The organism is Gilvimarinus xylanilyticus (assembly GCF_024195295.1).
Classification (GTDB): Bacteria; Pseudomonadota; Gammaproteobacteria; order Pseudomonadales; family Cellvibrionaceae; genus Gilvimarinus; species Gilvimarinus xylanilyticus.
In genome coordinates this window covers 1,956,012-1,973,150 of the sequence record NZ_JAMFTH010000001.1, presented here as the reverse complement: position 1 = coordinate 1,973,150, position 17,139 = coordinate 1,956,012, and the positions used below count along the sequence as shown (strand labels likewise).

Below are 17,139 nucleotides of genomic sequence, written 5' to 3'. Positions count from 1 at the left end.
CAATAAAAACAGCGCGGTGATGGTTTGGCCGCAGAGGAATTGTGTATGCGTTATCTAATGGCTTCTTTACTGTTGTGCGGGGCGTTAGTCGCTCAGGCGGTGGATTGGACGCAGGCCCAGCTGGCCGATTTTACCCAGGCTACCAGTGTCCGGTTTGCGGTAGTCTCCAATGTAGACGAGCGGGGTAAGCATATGCGTCTTACTTTGCATAACCATAGCCAGCTGGCACTGCCCGCCAGCGATTGGGCGGTGTACTTTCACTCGGTGCGAAAGTTGGAAGCCGTCGCCGGGCAGAACGTGACGATAGAGCATGTTCAGGGCGATTTGCACCGACTTCTACCTGGGCCATCTTTTGATGGGTTGGGAGCGGGTGAAGCGCTGGAAGTGGACTATCTCGCCGCCGCCCATATGGTGAGTTATACCGATTTTATGCCACGGGCCTTTTTGGTGATGGAAGGTTTAAAGCCCGAGGTCTTTACCAACACCGATACCGAAAATATCCAGGCGTTTGTCGAGCCCATCGCCACCGCCCCACAGCAAAAACGCAGTGCGCGCGATCAGTTTGCCATTGCCTCGGCGCAAAGCCGGTTTCAGGCCAATGCCGATTTGCCTGAATTAGACCCAGAGGCAGCAAAAAACCGTATTATCCCCGCCCCGCAATCGGTCAAAACCCGCCGCGGCAGCGCAGAGCTGTCTAGTGCCTGGCAGCTGCGTTACGCGGGTGGATTAAAGTCCGAGGCCGAATATTTTAACCAGCGACTGCAGGCGCACTTTGGGTTCTCATTGCCCATGGCGGCCGATCATCTGGCGGCCGAGGGGCCGACGATTTACCTGCGTGTCGCGACCCAAGCTGATAAAAATTCTTCGCTTCCCGTGGCTCCCGAGTCTTACCACTTGCAGGTAGACGACGAGCACATTGTGATTGCCGGTCGGGATGCCGCGGGTGCCTTTTACGGTGCGCAGAGCTTACTGGCGTTGATGTACCGCGACGACGGCGACGTGCGGGTGGATAATACGCTTATCAGTGACAGCCCGCGAACCGCCTGGCGCGGAATGCACTACGACATGGGGCGCAACTTTCACGGCAAAGCGGTTACCTTGCGTCTGATTGAGCAAATGGGGCGTTACAAGCTGAATAAGCTGCACCTGCATTTAACCGAAGATGAAGGCTGGCGCCTGCAGATACCGGGTTTGCCCCAGCTGACCGATATCGGCGCGCAGCGTTGCTTTGATTTAAGTGAACAGCGCTGCCTGCTTACCCAGCTGGGTACCGGCCCCCATACCTCGGGTTCGGGTAATGGATATTACAAGCGCGCGGACTTTATCGAGATTTTGCGCTATGCGGCGGCGCGCCACATCGAGGTGATCCCCGAAATCGATATGCCGGGGCACGCCCGCGCCGCGATTAAATCCATGGAGGCGCGTTACCAGCAGCTGCTGGAGGCCGGCAAGGAACAGGCCGCGCGCCAGTATTTGCTGTCGGACCCGGAAGATCAATCCGAGTACTTAACCGTGCAAAACTATACCGATAACTCGGTGAATGTCTGTTTAGAATCCACCTACGCCTTTATCGATAAGGTCATGTACGAGCTGCAGCAAATGTACCGCGAGGCGGGGCTAAAGCTGGACACTTTTCATATGGGCGGTGACGAAGTAGGGAAAGGCTCATGGACCCGCTCGCCCGTATGTGAACAGCTGTTTACGCAGCAACTGGGGGTGGCCGGGCCCGCGGACTTAAAGCCTTATTTTGTCAGTCGCGTATCTCAGCTGGCCGAGCAGCGCGGTATGGACTTAATGGGGTGGGAAGACGGCCTGATGTACGACCGCACCAACACCTTTAATCGCGAGCAGTTTGTGAATGACAAGGTCATTGCCAACGCCTGGGATAATATCTGGGAGTGGGGCGTTGCCGACCGGGCCTACCGTTTGGCCAATAACGGCTACCAAGTGGTGCTAACCTCAGCCACGCACTTGTATTTCGATCACCCCTACGAGGTGCACCCGGCCGAACGCGGCTACTACTGGGCTGCCCGCGCCACTAGCCTGAATAAAGTTTTTTCTTATCTGCCTGACGACTTATACGCCAATGCCGACTACACCCGCGATGGTGTTGCCATTAAAAACCTGGAGGCACTGGTGGGCAGGCCGTTACCAGCGCTGCAAAAGCCGGAGAATATTATCGGTATGCAAGGCGCGGTGTGGAGTGAAACCATACGCTCAGCCGATCAGTTAGAGCCGATGCTTTATCCGCGTTTGCTGGCGCTGGCTGAGCGCGCTTGGCACCAAGCCGATTGGGAAGAAACCGGCGATAGTCAAGCCCGCCGCGCCGATTACACGAGTTTCTTGGCGGCTCTCATCTATCGTGAATTGCCCCGTATGCAGCGCGCCGGTGTGGGGGTTTATCTGCCGCCGCCGGGGGCGCAATGGCAAGGTGATGAGCTTCGGGTTAACAATGCGCTACCGGGGGTGAGCCACGAGTACAGCCAGGATGGCGGAGATACCTGGGTGTCCAAGTCGCCCTCCAAGCCGGATGAAGGCATTTGGGTACGCGCACGGCTGGGCGAGCAGTTTAGTCGTCCCACGAGTGTGCCGGCACCCTAAGAGATTAATCGATAAATGCGCCTGCCATAGGGCGCATTTCCTAAAATTGTTTAAACAACGTTGTCATTAATTGCCTTTTTATTTGTCCCTAAAAACATCATTTTCTGACCAGTTCGTCACTCTAATGTATTGATGTTTAAAGGTAATATCTGATTCTTTGAAGTTTTTAGGGAGAGATTGTGGCTGTGTTTTTCACGATACCAACAGGGTTGACAACGTTGTCCAGGTGGGTGTAAAACTACACTGGCGGGCCCGGATGCAGTGTTAAGTCAATAAAAATGTCGCCTGGGGTGCTCGCAGAACAAAAGTAGCGTTTAAGCTGCTGGCTCTAGTTTGAGGTTAAAGCAACAAAAAAATGGCTGGCTGGGACAGGCGTTAGCGCCAATAATTTTATGCTCCCAATTAGGCTTCGCAATACAACAAAACAACGATAGTGAGGAGACAGTTATGGAATCTAACCAAGGCAAGTTTCGCAGAAGTTTACTGGCAACCAGTATTTCATCCTGCCTGTTAGCATCCGCTTATACGGCACAGGCGCAAGAGTCTGAGCCAATGCTTGAAGAAGTTGTGGTAACAGGTGTTTACGCATCGCAGCAAAATGCGATTAACACCAAGCGCGACGCCACTTCGGTCGTTGACGCCATTTCTGCTGAAGATATCGGCAAGCTCCCCGACGTAACCATTTCTGACTCGCTGCAGCGTATTCCCGGTATTCAGGTAGAGCGCACGGCTGGTGAGGGTGGCCCGGTACAGATTCGCGGTTTGGACAACGTCGGCACCATGCTTAACGGCGAAGTGTTTTTGAGTGCAACTACGATTGACTCGTCCAGCGCCGATTTTGGTGACTTGCCTTCGCAGCTGTTCTCTGGCGCTGAAGTTTATAAGTCGCCCCGTGCCGATGTTAGCGCTCAGGGTATTTCCGGTGTTATCGACCTGAAAACCCGCCGTCCGTTTGATCTGGACGAAGGCTGGACCTTCTCCGGTGGCGCCGAATTGGATCACGGCTCAATCAGTGAAGAGTACGACCCCACCGTTAATGGCTTGATTGCCTACAACGCGCAAAACTGGGGTGTGTTGGTCAGTGGCGTTACTACCGAGAAAAACTTGGCAACCGACTTTAACGGTTACTTTGATACCTCTGAAAACGGCGGTATTGGTGCGACTAACAGCAACCATACCTGGAGCACTCCAGCGGTTAATCCCAACACCTATCACGTCGTGCCTCAGGGTTTCGCTGCTTTCCACAAAGAAGAAGAGCGTAACCGCGATGGCGCCAATGTGTCTTTTCAGGCGCAGCTGACCGATGGTGTTGAGTTGGTAGCGGATTACTTCTACAGCAAGCAGGACCGCTTTAACCGTCGTGCGGGCTTCTCTCACAATAACCGCTGGCAGACTTTTACCGGTTACGCATACGAAACTGAAGCTGGTTTATTGGGCGATGAGTTTACTTTTATCCCCAACGAAGGCACTCCAGAGGAGGGTGAGCCCCAGTCTTGGAATACTATTAACTCTTTTTACGCTAACCCCTACCGTTTGCAGTCTTTCTCGCAGGTTAACCGCAACACCGAGGAGTCTCAGAACGCCAGCGTAGAATTAAACTTTGACAATGGTGGCCCGTTAACCGGTCAGGTTCGCGTGACTCGCGCCGAAGCCACCGCCAGCATGCGTCACGGCTATGCTGAAGGTGACATGCTGAGCATTGATCAGGGCACTCTGGTAACCGGCCCCGGCGGCTTGGTTCCCGGAAAGTATTGTGATGGCACCAATGCTATCGAAGGCGCCTATGTGGGTGAAGACGGTGGTTGTTTTATTCAGTATGCCCCCGGCGGCATCGAAGACGATGACTTCCTGATCAAATACGATGCCTCGGGTGAGCACCCAGTATTCAGTGGGTTTGATCAAGTGGTTGACGGTGGCCAGGGGCAAATGACTGTGGCCGAGTACATGGCCAGCGTTGATTCCTACCACGTGGGCGCTATGTCTTCAGAAAACAACACTGATGATGAAGGCGAAATCAATACTTTCAGCACCAAGTGGAACTACGAGTTTGATGATACGCCGTTTGTAACAAGCGTTGACTTCGGTTTGCGTCAAAGCGAGCGCACGGTTGACCACGATGTGTTTTCATATTTTGCCACCTTCCCCGATACCGGCTGTATGGCACAGTGGAAAGCTGTGGATCAGTTTGCCAATGACACTGACTGTGATATGAGTTTGCAGCAAGGCGAATTTGTACTGGATGAAGACGGCAATCGCGTTCAAGATCCAATCTTGGATGAGGATGAAAACATTATCGGTTACGAAGATCGTTTCGAGCCTTATACCTTGCTGATGCCGACTCGTATCGATCAGTATAGTGATGTCGTTTGGATTGATGATTTCGGTCCGGTCGAAGGCATTCCCGGTGTATGGGCGGTAGATCCGAAAGCCCTGGATGATACCTTGGCTTTCCAAACCAAGGCGTTTGGCGAGCAGACCAAATACATTCAACCCGGCCAGTCGTACAAAGTGGCGCTGGATGAATTCAGCTACTTTGGTAATGTGAACTTTGCGATGGGTAACCTGCACGGTAACCTAGGTGTTAAAGTGATCGAAACCGATCTGACCGTTATCCAGAATGTGACTGGCGACGCCGTACCGCATTCGGGCGTTAGCTATGACGCAGGCGATGTGGTTACCGAGCGTAGCTACACTGATGTTCTGCCTAGCCTGAACCTGGCGTATGACCTTAGCGAAAACTTGATCTTGCGCGCGTCATACGGTGAAACTATGCAGCCTCTGGACCTGTTGACCTGGGGTGGCGCCAAATCAGTAGGTCGCGTATTTAACGAAGACTGTAACTGTATGCGCGTTAACGGTGGTGACCTGAACGGTAACCCGACTCTGGATCCAACCCGCGCCACAAATATGGACTTGGCGATTGAATGGTACCTGGGCAGCGCGTCTATGCTGGGTGCATCTTTGTTTGATATCGATATCGATAGCTTTGTTCAGACGGGGACAACCTACCTGGATGAGCCAGATGCCGATGGTATCAATCGTGGTCCTTGGCCCTTCCAGGGTCCCACTCAGGGCTCGGGCGGTAGCGTAAGCGGTGTGGAGCTGCAGGCAAAAATGGCCTTCAGTGATATTACCGACGGCTTTATGTCTAACTTCGGCTTCGACGTTAACTACACCTACTCTGATAGTTCGCAAGACGCGACAGGCGTGAACGGCAAAGAGCTGCCTTTCGTGAATAACTCGGAAGATACGTATAACGTTGTGGGCTGGTTCGAGAATGATACGCTGGCGGCACGTTTGGCTTACAACTTCCGTTCGCCTCGCTTGATCGCGCAGGGTAATGACGCAACTGGCGCGCAAGCGTTGTATCAAGACGATTATGGTCAGTTGGATATGAACGTTACCTGGTATGTCACGGACAATATTGACGTTTATGTTAACGGGTCTAACATTCTGGAAGAGTATCAACAGACTTATGTTGAGTTCTCTGATCAGAAAGCCTTCCAGAATATCTACGAAGCGCGCTGGGCACTGGGTGCTCGCGTAAACTTCTAACGTTAGGTTGGTTTAACGGTGCCCCATGGGGCACCTTGAGCTTTTTGGCCGCCGCGTAAAACCTTAGGGTTTTTAGCGGCGGTTTTTTTATTTATGCTGTAGTTGAATTTGTAATGTGAGGCTGCGCTTTTGGCACATAATAATGTTAAATCCCTCGCCATTGTCGGCGGTGGCACTGCAGGTTGGATGACCGCGGCGCGGTTGGCTAAGCACTTTAGTAAAACCGATATCGCTATTACGCTGATCGATTCCTCTGATATTGGCACCGTGGGGGTGGGCGAGGCAACCATTCCCACCCTGCGACGTTTTTACGCTGAGTTGGGGATGAATGATCTGGAAGTGATGCGCGCTTGTCAGGCGACTTGTAAGCTGGGTATCGAATTTCGCGATTGGCACAAGGCCGGTAGCCGGTTTATTCATCCGTTTGGCTTGTACGGTCAGAAGGCTAATGGCATCGACTTTCACCACTATTGGATGCGCTTGCGCGAACTGGGCGAAGCCGGAGACCTGTCGGACTATTCTTTGGGCGTGCAGCTGGCGAAACATCATAAATTTATCGAGCCGTCCCCCAAGCCTCCGTCGGAGTTGTCGGTCTTTGATTGGGCCTTGCACTTTGATGCCGCGCTTTTTGCTCGATTAATGCGCGATTATGCCACGGAAAATGGCGTTGCTCATATCGATCAGAAAATCGAGCGCGTAGAAATAAATAGCGACGCTAGCGTCAAGGCTCTGCATTTGCATAACGGTCAGCAAGTAAGCGCCGACTTATATGTGGATTGTTCTGGTTTTTCGGGTTTGTTGATCGAGCAGGCCCAGCGCACAGGCTATGAGGGTTGGAGCCAGTGGCTTAAATGTGACCGCGCCGTCGCCGTGCAGAGTGTTCGTGACGGAGAAGCTGCACCCTATACCGTTAGCCAGGCCCACCTTGCCGGTTGGCAGTGGAAAATCCCCCTGCAGCATCGCCAAGGCAATGGCCACGTTTATTGCAGTGATTACATCAGTGACGACGAGGCGGCCGCGACTTTGGTTGATAATATAAAAGGCGAGCTTATCACCCAGCCTAAACCTTTTCAGTTTGTTGCAGGGCGCCGGAAAAAGGCCTGGAATAAAAATGTGGTGGCTGTTGGTTTGGCGGCAGGCTTTCTGGAACCTCTGGAGTCCACCAGTATTGCGTTAGTCGAAACCGCGATTGAAAAAATCCGCCGGGTGTTTCGCGGCCCTTTTTTTACCGACGCTCTGGTGCAAGAGTTTAATGACCTAACCGCCCAGGAGTACGAGCGAGTGCGGGACTTTATTATCCTCCATTATAAGCTTAACCAGCGAGATGACGGAGAGTTTTGGCGCAAGTGCCGCGACATGGAGATCCCCGAAACTCTGGCGGACAAGTTAGAAGCCTTTAAAAACAAGGGCGATTTGATCCGCTATCCTATAGAGATCTTTGGCCCACCCAGCTGGCTGGCCATTTACAGTGGCTTTAATGTTTACCCCAAGCAATACGATGAGCGGGTGAAACAGCTGGACCCGGCGTATTTACAAAAAGCTCTGGCAGGCATGCGCCGCTCGGTGGCCGAGGCAGTGGCCGGTGTGTCCAGCCACGATGAATTTATTGCCGCCAACTGCGCCGCCGAAAAACCCTAGTCAGGGTCGAGGGCTGCGCAGTGACGCTCAATAAACTCTTCATGGCTTAATGGCTGAGTGGCAGCTTGGGTAACGACCTGACGCATTTTTTTCAGCTGCTCAATAAGTTGTTCTTGGCTTAATGCATCGGCGCGGCGGTCGTAATCGGCGGGAAATTTGTGAAACCCCAGGTACATAGTGACCCAGCTGTCGCGCTCAAAGGCCTCGGGGTCCAGCATGACCACTTTGCCTCGGCTGCGAAAAACATCCATTTTATGCTGCAGCGAATCGGGTACGGGCATTTGCTGGCAGTGCTGCCAAAAGGGTGTGTCGCGCCGCGCCGTGGCCTTGTAGTGCAAAATTAAAAAATCGCGAATGCGTTCGAACTCGTGACTGTGCTGGCGGTTTACCTCGTTCTGGTCGGCGGGGACAATACCATTGTGAGGAAAAAACTCTAACAGTTTACTGATGCCGGTTTGGATCAGCGAAATACTGGTAGACTCCAGGGGTTCCAAAAAGCCCGAGGCCAAACCGAGAGCGAAACAGTTTTTGTGCCAGATTTTTTTACGCTTACCCGTCACAAATTGAAACCGCCGCGGCTCGGTCAGGGCGGCCGTATCCAATCCTTCGAACAGTGTCGACTCTGCTTCGTCTAGATCGCAAAACGCACTGGCATATACATAACCATTGCCGGTGCGGTACTGCAACGGGATGCGCCATTGCCAGCCCGCGTCTTTGGCAGTGGTGCGGGTGTAAGGGGTTAATGTATCGGCTTTGTCGCTCTGTACAGCAATGGCGCTGTCGCAGGGTAGCCACTGGCGCCAGTCGTCGTAGCCGGTATGCAGGGCCTGTTCAATCAATAAACCGCGAAAGCCCGAGCAGTCGACAAAGAAGTCGCCGTCAATCACTTTGCCGTCCTCAAGGGTCACCGAGTCAATGTCGCCGTTGTAGGGGTGTAATTGCGTGGTGGCAATTTTCCCCTCTACGCGAGTAACCCCACGTTTTTCGGCGTAGGCCCGCAAAAACTGCGCGTAGCGTCCAGCATCAAAGTGATAGGCGTAGCCGTATTCGGCCAGGGGCGAAGGCGGATTGGCATGGGGTTGCGCAAACCGGTTTTGCCAGGCCAGCTGAGTGGCAAAGGAGTAGACTGCCGGATCGGCCTCAAGCCCGCACTGGCGGGCTCGACTCAGGTAGTGGTGAAAGGCGACGCCGTTTAAATCGATTCCGTAATCGGCAAACGGGTGAAAAAAACGGCTGCCTTTTTCGCGCCAGTCGCGAAACTCTATGCCGAGTTTAAAAGTGGCCTGGGTGGCTTTAATAAAATCCAATTCATCAATGCCCAGCGAGTCGTTGTAGCTGCGAATGCTGGGAATCGTAGCTTCCCCCACACCCACGGTACCAATGTCCTCTGATTCAATCAGCGTAACTTGTATATTAAAGCTGGACAGTTGACAGCTGATCGAGGCCGCCGCCATCCATCCGGCAGTGCCTCCTCCGACAATGATCAGGTGTTTTATTTGGCTGTGGGACACATTATTAACCTGCACGAAAAATGTAGAACGAGAATAACGAATGTGTCCGAAGGCGTCCAGCACCGCTACATGTTTGGCGATGCGCAAAGGCTTTCTACAGTGACGGTGGTGCAGTGTCGCGAAACGGTTGGTAGTTGTTTAAGGCTTCTAAAAAGTGGGCAAGCTTGGGGTATTCTCCCAGGCTAAAGCGCTGCCGGTAAATACCCCACGCGAGAAAGCAGCCTAAGCGCAGTTCCATATCATTGTAGGGGGCATTGTGAGGCAGCGGTATTTGTTCGAGCTCGGTGAAAATAGAGTCTACTCTTGCCTGTTGGCGTTTTAAATAATCGCTGCGCGCTGGAGTAAGCCCCTCTTTTTCCAAAAAGAACAAGTTGACACACGCATCCATAGCGGTATTGACCAAGCAGAACACGTCATAGGCGGCAATATCGCTAAAATAAGTGTCGCCAGACTTTTCGCGAAGGTATTTTAAGATTGAGGTGGAATCGGTTAGCTGAATATCGCCGTCGTGTAAAAAGGGCACTTTTTTGCTGGGCGATTTTTGCGCGCTGGCGGCCGCGTCGGTTTCTACGAACTCGCATTTAAGTTCGGTTTCTAACAACACAATGCGACAGTGGCGCACAAAGGGTGAGGTGTAGCTTCCGTACAGTTGCATGATTAACTCCTATACCGTGTCTTCGCCGCCAAAGGCGTTCAGGGCGGCTTGAATAAACGCGCTTAGCTCCAGCGTCATAATGGCAAACTCGTTGTCAAACTGCTCGGCTAAGGTTTCGGGGTTGCGATCCCCGGCGCGCTCTAGCAGCTCGTCAGAAAATTTAACACGTTTAAAGGTGAATTGGTCATCAATTACACAGTTTACCGTCTCTTTCCAGCTAACGGCGAGTTTGCTGGCAAACATGCCAGTGTCCAAATGCTGGGTAATCTGATCGTCGAGCAAGTCCAGCTTTTTACCGCGAATCACCCGCTCGTCTTTGCTGGCAATCAGCTCGCACTCGTCCCCCAGGGTAAATTCTCCTTCGGGTTGTCCGGTTTTTAGCCAGTTGGTCATTACGCTGCTGGCAGGCTGTTTGGGGTTAAGCGGCGTGGCCTGCAGCGAGCCCAACGCGTCGCGCAGGGCGCTGGTAAACTCTTCGGCTTTGTTGGCGCTGGCGCAATCTACCACCAACAAGTGGTTGCGGGTGTCGATAAAACCGTGGCACAGACTGGATTTGGTAAAGGCCTGGGGCAGCAGTGAAAAGGTTATTTCATCTTTTAAGGTGTCACGCTCTTTGCGGCCTACCGGGCGATGCTCTTTAGCGCGTATGTCCCGCACTTTTTCTTCCAGCTGCTCCTTAATCACTCCCGCGGGCAAGATTTTGTCCTGTTTTTTGGCGCACAGGGCAATATAACCGCCCGCGCCGTGGGTCAGGCTGACGCCCTCCGGCCCTAGGGGGGAAACCCAGCCGTAGCGCGAGACCTCCATTTTTCCGCAGGGGATAAAGCTCGCGGGCTCCAGTTTCTCGGCCAGTTGTTCGGGGGTGAGTTCAAAGGCTTCGCCGAGACGAAAAATACGTAAATTTTTATACCACATAGATTGCTTATCTGTTGAGTTGAAACGAAGGTGAGCGAGTGTACCACTGGTGCTGCATCACTGCGGCATCCGGGTAAGCGAATATGAGGCGTTTCTTGGAGGGAGGGGCCTCGCTTGGTGGAGAGTCGCGTGATCAATGTCACGCTCTGATAACGTTCTCATGAGTGATTGTGAGTTCCGCGACCTAATGGGCATTGAAGAAGGTGTTCTTAAGCTAGGCTGCAGCACTATCCATAATTAACAACGGAGATTAGTCATGAATCGTTCGCTTTTTGCGCTACTGATAAGTTCTGCCACGGTATTGACTGCCTGCGGAGGTTCCGGCAGCAGCGATACAACCGCTCCAGCGGGGTCGGAAGGTTCGCCGGATGAGTCGGTGGTTACCGAATCGGCTGCCGTGGATGCGCCGGATACTCAGGCTGTGGTGGTCCCTGAGGCGGGAGAATCGATAAGCAATGATATGACTCAGCTGCGAATCCATCTGACCGACGCCCCTAATCCGGCCATTGAATCGGCTGTGGTCACTATTGATAACATCACCGTTCACACCACCGGAGAGGCTCCTTTCACCGTGCTGAACGAGCCGCGCACCCTAGATTTACTGGATTATCAAAATGGTCTTACGACTCTGATGGGCGAGCTGGAGTTGCCGGCGGGCAAGTACACTCAGTTGCGACTGTCGGTATCGGACGGTGTCGTTGTGAGCGAGGGCGAAGAGTACGATGTGTTTGTGCCCAGCGGGTCGGTGAAGGTTAACCGCCCGTTTGACTTATGTGCCGGGGGCGAAACGGATTTGGTGTTCGACTTTGATGCCCTCAAGTCACTGCGCTATAACAAGGGCAAAGACGAATTTATGCTACGTCCGGTGGTTAAAATTGACAGCGTGGAGTCGGATTGCCCCGCGGAGGCTGGCGACGAACAAGAGGGTGATTCCGAAGCGGTTGAAACCTATACCGGGCCTACAGGCTGGTTGGCCTTTGTCGTGCCCGCCGTAGAGACGGAGTTGTTCGACTCACTGATCACCACACTCGATGATATTCGTGTGCATGACCAGGGAATAGGGCAGGTGAGTGTGTTAGCCGAGGCCTACGACATCGATTTACTGGAAGAGGAACGTCAGTTAGAAGATGAAGAAACGGGCGAAGTGGTTCAGACCATGATGCTTCCCCCTGTAAGAGTGCCCGCCGGTGAGCTGGATCAGGTGCGCTTGATGCTCCAGCCGATTGTGGCTACCGATGCCGAAGGTCGCAGCATCAGCTTTGAGTTGCCTGAATCGGCCGATTTGGAAGAGGAAGGTTTGAAGTTCTTCGATCAGATTGAAGTGTGCGAAGATGCCTTAACCGTGGTTCGCTGGGAATATGCCTTTGACGCCACAACCATTGACTTTGAAGTGACCGATTCTGAGGTGAAGGTGCACCCGGTGGTTCAGGAGGTTAACTTGGTGGAAGAGTGTGTCGCCTATATGCCCCCTGAAAGCGGCATGGATGATACGGCAGATGGAGACAACCCGGACGATGGAGAGGAGCGGGACGATACCGATGGGCAAGATGAGACCGAGCAGGCCGATCAGACGGAATAGTCATCTGAACCGGACGGTAATAACGTATAGCCCCAACGACAAAGCATAAAAACCCGCTCCGGCGGGTTTTTTAATGGAAATTGGTTACAATTGAACGCTAAACAACGAAAAGGAGAGTGCTATGCGTCAACTTTTACCCTTGGCAATAAGTTTACTGCCATTGTCGGCAGTGGCGGGTGATCAGCTGGGTGCGCCCGCGTGGGAGACCGAAGGCCTTCGTACTCCAGAGTCCGTGCTCTTGTGGCACAGTCCCCAGGGAAAGCAGCTGCTGGTTTCAGAAATTGAAGGTGATTCTACCGAGGCTGATGGCCAGGGCGGTATCGCTTTGTTGAGCTTAGATGGCGAGATTGTGGATCAGAATTTTGTTCGCGGTTTGGATGCCCCCAAGGGCATGGCTGTGGTGGAAAATACTCTGTATGTGGCGGATATTACCCAGTTGCGGGCTATAGACCTGCAAAAAGGAGAGCTCAAGGCCTCTTACCCTGTAGAGGGCGCGGTGTTTCTTAATGATGTGGCGGCGAATGACGCCGGGCAGGTATTTGTCTCGGACACGCGCACGGGCAAGGTGCACCGGCTGCTCGATGGGCAAATGGAGCTCTACCTGGAAGAGATCGACAATGCCAATGGCCTAACGTTTGATGGCGACAGCCTCTTGATCGGTGCTGGCGATACGCTTTATCAGGTGAGTGATGGCGAGCCCCAGGTGGTTGCCCAGGGCTTTGCGGAAAAGGCCGACGGGGTAGAGCCATTGGCTGATGGCGGTTATTTAGTGTCTTGCTGGGCCGGGTTAATTTACCGCGTGTCTGAAGACGGTGCCATTACCCAACTACGCGATACTCGCGATCCTCAGGTCAATACCGCCGATATCGGCTATGATCCGGATACCCATATTGTGTATGTGCCTACCTTTTACAGTGACAGTGTCCAGGCGTTTACCCTGTAATCGATATTCAGCGTGGGGCGGGTTTACTTGTATTTGCCCCACCTGACCCGCCAATTCGCCCCCTAGTGGCGTCATCAGAAACTTTTATTTCACTATACGCTTGACAACGTTGTCTGGTGTGGCTAAAGTTTTTCATATTGACAACGTTGTCCGGGTGTCGTCCAGGCAATGTTGATCGTGCCGAATTTGGTGGTGGGCTTTCATTATGGGCATTTTGGAGGCCCACCCTAAATCGCGATGATAGGGATGGCATCGCGCGATACGCAGGGACTGTAAGTATCATCTATCATGGCTCTCCTTGCGGTTGGTGCACACGCGGCACCAACCGCCTTTTTCCAGAGCCTAAAGCGTTTTAGAATTGACGGTTAGCCTGGGCGTTTTAAGCCGGGGTTTGACTCTCGGGAGTCGATCAAAATAAAAGAGGGTAAACATGGGCAATCAGCCTGGTAGCGGCGAAACTTTGTATTTGGGGATTGACGGTGGTGGCACCAAATGTCGCGCGGTATTACTGAACGCCGATAACCAGGTGCTAGGCGTTGGCAATGGTGGTCCGTCTAATCCCTACCACGGGGTAGCGCGCGCGCTGGAGTCGATTGTGAATGCCTCGGATAATGCGCTGCGTAATGCGGGCCTCACGGCGCAAGATAAATCGCGGGTGGTTGCCGGTCTCGGTCTTGCGGGAGTGAATCTACCCAGCTTATTTCAGGTGGTGGAGCAGTGGGAGCATCCCTATAAAGCCCAGTACCTAACGACCGATTTACATATCGCCTGTATTGCCGCTCACGAGCAAGACAATGGCGCAGTCATTGTTTCGGGCACCGGATCGTGCGGTTTTGCCTATGTCGACGGTAAGTCGCTAACCCTGGGTGCGCACGGTTTTCCTTGTGGTGATGTGGGCAGTGGCGCCTGGATGGGATTGGAGTGCGTAAAGGCCGTGCTGCTCGATTCGGATGAGTTGGGCCCCGCCACCGCGATGACCGAGTTGGTGGCTGAACAGTTACAGGCGCGCGGTATTATGATTGTCGAGCGCTTGAACGGCGCCAAATCCAGTGATTATGCCAAGCTTGCTCCGCTGGTATTCGCCGCCGCTGAGCAAGGGGATACCGTTGCGCTGAATATTGTCCACACGGGCGCGGAATACCTGAACCAGGTGGCACGCAAACTGTGGGCCTTGAACCCGCCGCGCATGGCGATGTTGGGCGGTGTTTCCACACGTATTGTCGACTGGATGGATCAAGATTTAGCGGCGCGCATGTCCGAGCCCCTAAACCAGCCCGAATTCGGTGCAGCCCATTTTGCGCGCAGTCGTTTTAACGCTGAGCAAGTGGCGGCGGCGCCTTAGCGGTTTCTTTCCATTCCTATTGGCCCGGGTGTCGCCTGGGCTTTCTGCGAATTCCAACAATAATGAGGCGTATATGGCAAAACAGCGTTACATAGCGCTCGATGCGATGCGTGGCCTGACCTTGGCTTTAATGATTTTAGTGAATACACCCGGCTCCTGGTCTTACGTGTACTCGCCACTGCTGCACGCCGATTGGCATGGCGCCACCTTTACCGATTATATCTTTCCGTTCTTTTTGTTTATCGTCGGCTCGGCCATGTTCTTCTCTAACCGCTCTCAGCAAGCGGTGGCCAAATCCGTAAGAGCGGTGAAAATTTTCAAGCGTACGGCACTGATGTTTTTAATCGGTCTGTTGCTTAATGCTTACCCTTTTACGGGCGCGTTGGATGAGTTGCGTATATTGGGTGTGTTGCAGCGCATAGCGCTGGCATATTGCGCGGCTGCGTTTTTTGTGTGGTTGCCCGGTGCCTGGCGTTTGGCGGTGAGTGCTGTTTTGCTGGTGGGTTACTGGGGGCTGCTCAACATAGCCGCCGACCCCTATTCTTTAACGGGAAACCTGGTTCGGCAGATTGATTTGGCGCTCTTGGGTGCTGAACACCTATGGCAAGGCAAGAGCGTAGCTTTTGACCCTGAGGGGTTGTTGAGTACCTTGCCCGCTATCGTGAATGTTTTAATGGGTTTTGAGGCCGCGCGGATTCTTATTGCCAGTGATAACAAACAGCGCGCGCAGCTTGCGTTATTCGGCTTGGGGGTGGCGGCTATCCTAGGGGCTCTACTCTGGCATCAGGTATTTCCGATTAATAAGTCCTTATGGACCAGCTCGTTTGTTTTGCTTACCTCGGGCGCCGGCATTCTCACGCTATTGGCGTTGGTGTGGCTGGAAAAGTTACCGCCCGCCGTGCCTGTCTTAAAAAGCTTTACCCTGCTGGGGAAGAACCCGCTGTTTATTTATGTGCTGAGTATTGTCTGGGTGAAAACCTATTATTTATTCAGCGTCGATGGCGTGTCTTTGTATCAGGCTATTTTTGAATTTTTTAATGGTTTTTTAAACCCTTACAATGCCTCGCTAGTATTTGCGTTGCTGCACGTGGCAGTTTTGTGGGCAATTGCTTGGTGGTTGGATAGACGCAAAATTGTAATTTCAATTTGATGGGCGAGCGGGGAATGGTTGACGGGTAGCGGAACGAATTTAATTTTGTACCCCGTACCCCGTACCCCGTACCCCGTACCCCGCTATGTTTATTTCGGCGGTGGGCAGCTCGATTCGCGTACTATTAACTCGGGGTAAAAGCCTTCGCTTTCCACTTTTTTGCTGGCGCGCAGCGATTTTACCAATAGCGAGGCCGCTTTTTGCGCAATGGTGCTGGTGGGCTGTGCTGCGGTGGTGAGGTTGGGCCAGGCTTGGCGCGAAAAAGGGCTGTTTTCGAAACCGGCGATGGACAGCTCGCGGGGCACATCAATACCCTCAATGCGTGCGGCAAACAGTGTCCCAGCGGCAATTTCATCGTTACAGGCGAAAATAGCCGTGGGGTTGGCGCCCCGTCCGGTTAGTAGTTTGCGGGTGCGCTCTACGCCCGATTCAAATGAATAACTGCCGGGAATAAAGCGTTTAGCGTTGTACTTTATACCATTGTCTTGCAAAGCGGCTTGGTATCCCGCTTTACGTTCACCGCTCGATTGGTGTTCTTCGTCACCGCCCAAAAAGGCGATATCGGTATGGCCCAGTTTGATCAGGTGATCGGTAATCGCGTAGGCGGCATTGCGGTCATCGATGTAAATGCAGGGGGATTTATTATCCGGGGCGCTTGAGCCAGAGACGATTCGCACTATTTTTACTTTGCGCTCGGTAACAGCCGCCAAGACCTCGGCATTTTCAGAAATAGGCGGCGTCAATACCAGACCGCCGACCCGACTGCGGTCGATCATCTCCAGTACTTCTTGCACCAGCTTGGGGCTGGTGGCGTCACAGGGGTGAATAACCAGTTCGTAGCCCTGCTCGCGGCATTCATCCAAAATCCCTTTTTGCATCGAGATGACGTAGTTGCTGTTGGGGTTGTCGTAGATAAAACCGATGGATGACGCTGCACCGCGCAGACCGCGCGCGGACAGATTGGGGCGGTAATTTAACTGTTTAACCGCTTTCCAGACCCGGTCTTGCAATTCCTTGCCAACCGACCCTTCGTTATTGATGACGCGGGATACGGTTTTAAAAGATACGTCGGCGAGTTTGGCAACGTCTTTTATCGTAGGTTTCATAGCAGCAGTCAATCCCGCAGCCCCTGTAAGGTTGGTGAACAAACGACATGAGTGCTCTGCCGTTGCATCAAGTTTCGTCTGACAATTCTACAGGTTTTGCAGGGGATAGGCGAGTGTAAAGCGCTGCCACGACGGTCTCAGTCA

The 17,139-nt window shown here is 53.1% G+C and carries 11 protein-coding genes; 7 read left to right on the top strand and 4 right to left on the bottom strand.

The window, feature by feature from the left end; all coding sequences use genetic code 11:
* Window positions 1–45: 45 nt before the first annotated feature.
* The 3 genes from M6D89_RS08560 (at window position 46) to M6D89_RS08550 (ending at window position 7,794) form a co-directional block, all read left to right on the top strand.
* Window positions 46–2,601 (top strand): family 20 glycosylhydrolase, encoded by a 2,556-nt coding sequence (locus tag M6D89_RS08560; RefSeq protein ID WP_253967595.1) that lies wholly within the window; start codon window positions 46–48, stop codon window positions 2,599–2,601.
* A 447-nt stretch (window positions 2,602–3,048) separates the two neighbouring features.
* Window positions 3,049–6,156 (top strand): TonB-dependent receptor, encoded by a 3,108-nt coding sequence (locus tag M6D89_RS08555; RefSeq protein WP_253967594.1) that lies wholly within the window; start codon window positions 3,049–3,051, stop codon window positions 6,154–6,156.
* A gap of 129 nt (window positions 6,157–6,285) precedes the next feature.
* A complete protein-coding gene (locus M6D89_RS08550) occupies window positions 6,286–7,794 on the top strand; it encodes a tryptophan halogenase family protein (protein ID WP_253967593.1) in 1,509 nt (502 codons plus the stop codon).
* On the opposite strand, the gene M6D89_RS08545 is transcribed toward M6D89_RS08550, so the two are convergent.
* The 3 genes from M6D89_RS08545 to rdgC form a co-directional block, all read right to left on the bottom strand.
* Complete coding sequence (locus tag M6D89_RS08545; RefSeq protein ID WP_253967592.1) at window positions 7,791–9,305, bottom strand: tryptophan halogenase family protein; 1,515 nt, start codon at window positions 9,303–9,305, stop codon at window positions 7,791–7,793. The two genes, M6D89_RS08550 and M6D89_RS08545, sit on opposite strands and share 4 nt — an antisense overlap.
* 94 nt (window positions 9,306–9,399) lie before the next feature.
* Entirely contained in the window at window positions 9,400–9,960 is a 561-nt protein-coding gene (locus tag M6D89_RS08540) for a glutathione S-transferase family protein (RefSeq protein WP_253967591.1), read from the bottom strand.
* Between the two features lie 9 nt (window positions 9,961–9,969).
* Window positions 9,970–10,875, bottom strand: a complete 906-nt coding sequence (rdgC, locus tag M6D89_RS08535) for a recombination-associated protein RdgC (protein WP_253967590.1) — start codon at window positions 10,873–10,875, stop codon at window positions 9,970–9,972.
* Window positions 10,876–11,131: 256 nt separating this feature from the next.
* Here rdgC and M6D89_RS08530 point away from each other — a divergent pair, with 256 nt between their 5' ends.
* From M6D89_RS08530 to M6D89_RS08515, 4 genes are all read left to right on the top strand, one after another.
* Window positions 11,132–12,454 carry a DUF4382 domain-containing protein gene (locus tag M6D89_RS08530; protein WP_253967589.1) on the top strand — a complete coding sequence of 441 codons (1,323 nt, stop codon included), beginning with the start codon at window positions 11,132–11,134 and terminating at the stop codon, window positions 12,452–12,454.
* Window positions 12,455–12,575: 121 nt separating this feature from the next.
* The gene (locus M6D89_RS08525; RefSeq protein ID WP_253967588.1) at window positions 12,576–13,397 is read left to right on the top strand and encodes a GTP-binding protein; all 822 of its coding nucleotides are present in this window, start codon (window positions 12,576–12,578) and stop codon (window positions 13,395–13,397) included.
* A 430-nt stretch (window positions 13,398–13,827) separates the two neighbouring features.
* Window positions 13,828–14,739, top strand: coding sequence for an N-acetylglucosamine kinase (gene nagK, locus M6D89_RS08520; RefSeq protein WP_253967587.1), 912 nt, complete (start codon window positions 13,828–13,830; stop codon window positions 14,737–14,739).
* Window positions 14,740–14,812: 73 nt separating this feature from the next.
* On the top strand, window positions 14,813–15,889 hold the full coding sequence (locus tag M6D89_RS08515; RefSeq protein WP_253967586.1) for an acyltransferase family protein: 1,077 nt from the start codon (window positions 14,813–14,815) through the stop codon (window positions 15,887–15,889).
* An 89-nt stretch (window positions 15,890–15,978) separates the two neighbouring features.
* Here M6D89_RS08515 and M6D89_RS08510 read toward each other — a convergent pair whose 3' ends face one another.
* On the bottom strand, window positions 15,979–16,995 hold the full coding sequence (locus M6D89_RS08510; RefSeq protein ID WP_253967585.1) for a LacI family DNA-binding transcriptional regulator: 1,017 nt from the start codon (window positions 16,993–16,995) through the stop codon (window positions 15,979–15,981).
* Between the last annotated feature and the right edge of the window lie 144 nt (window positions 16,996–17,139).

Coding starts and splice junctions, on each gene's coding strand:
- M6D89_RS08540 (WP_253967591.1), bottom strand. CDS start 9,960: ATGCAACTGTACGGAAGCTACACCTCACCCTTTGTGCGCCACTGTCGC.
- M6D89_RS08510 (WP_253967585.1), bottom strand. CDS start 16,995: ATGAAACCTACGATAAAAGACGTTGCCAAACTCGCCGACGTATCTTTT.
- M6D89_RS08525 (WP_253967588.1), top strand. CDS start 12,576: ATGCGTCAACTTTTACCCTTGGCAATAAGTTTACTGCCATTGTCGGCA.
- rdgC (WP_253967590.1), bottom strand. CDS start 10,875: ATGTGGTATAAAAATTTACGTATTTTTCGTCTCGGCGAAGCCTTTGAA.
- nagK (WP_253967587.1), top strand. CDS start 13,828: ATGGGCAATCAGCCTGGTAGCGGCGAAACTTTGTATTTGGGGATTGAC.
- M6D89_RS08530 (WP_253967589.1), top strand. CDS start 11,132: ATGAATCGTTCGCTTTTTGCGCTACTGATAAGTTCTGCCACGGTATTG.
- M6D89_RS08515 (WP_253967586.1), top strand. CDS start 14,813: ATGGCAAAACAGCGTTACATAGCGCTCGATGCGATGCGTGGCCTGACC.
- M6D89_RS08560 (WP_253967595.1), top strand. CDS start 46: ATGCGTTATCTAATGGCTTCTTTACTGTTGTGCGGGGCGTTAGTCGCT.
- M6D89_RS08555 (WP_253967594.1), top strand. CDS start 3,049: ATGGAATCTAACCAAGGCAAGTTTCGCAGAAGTTTACTGGCAACCAGT.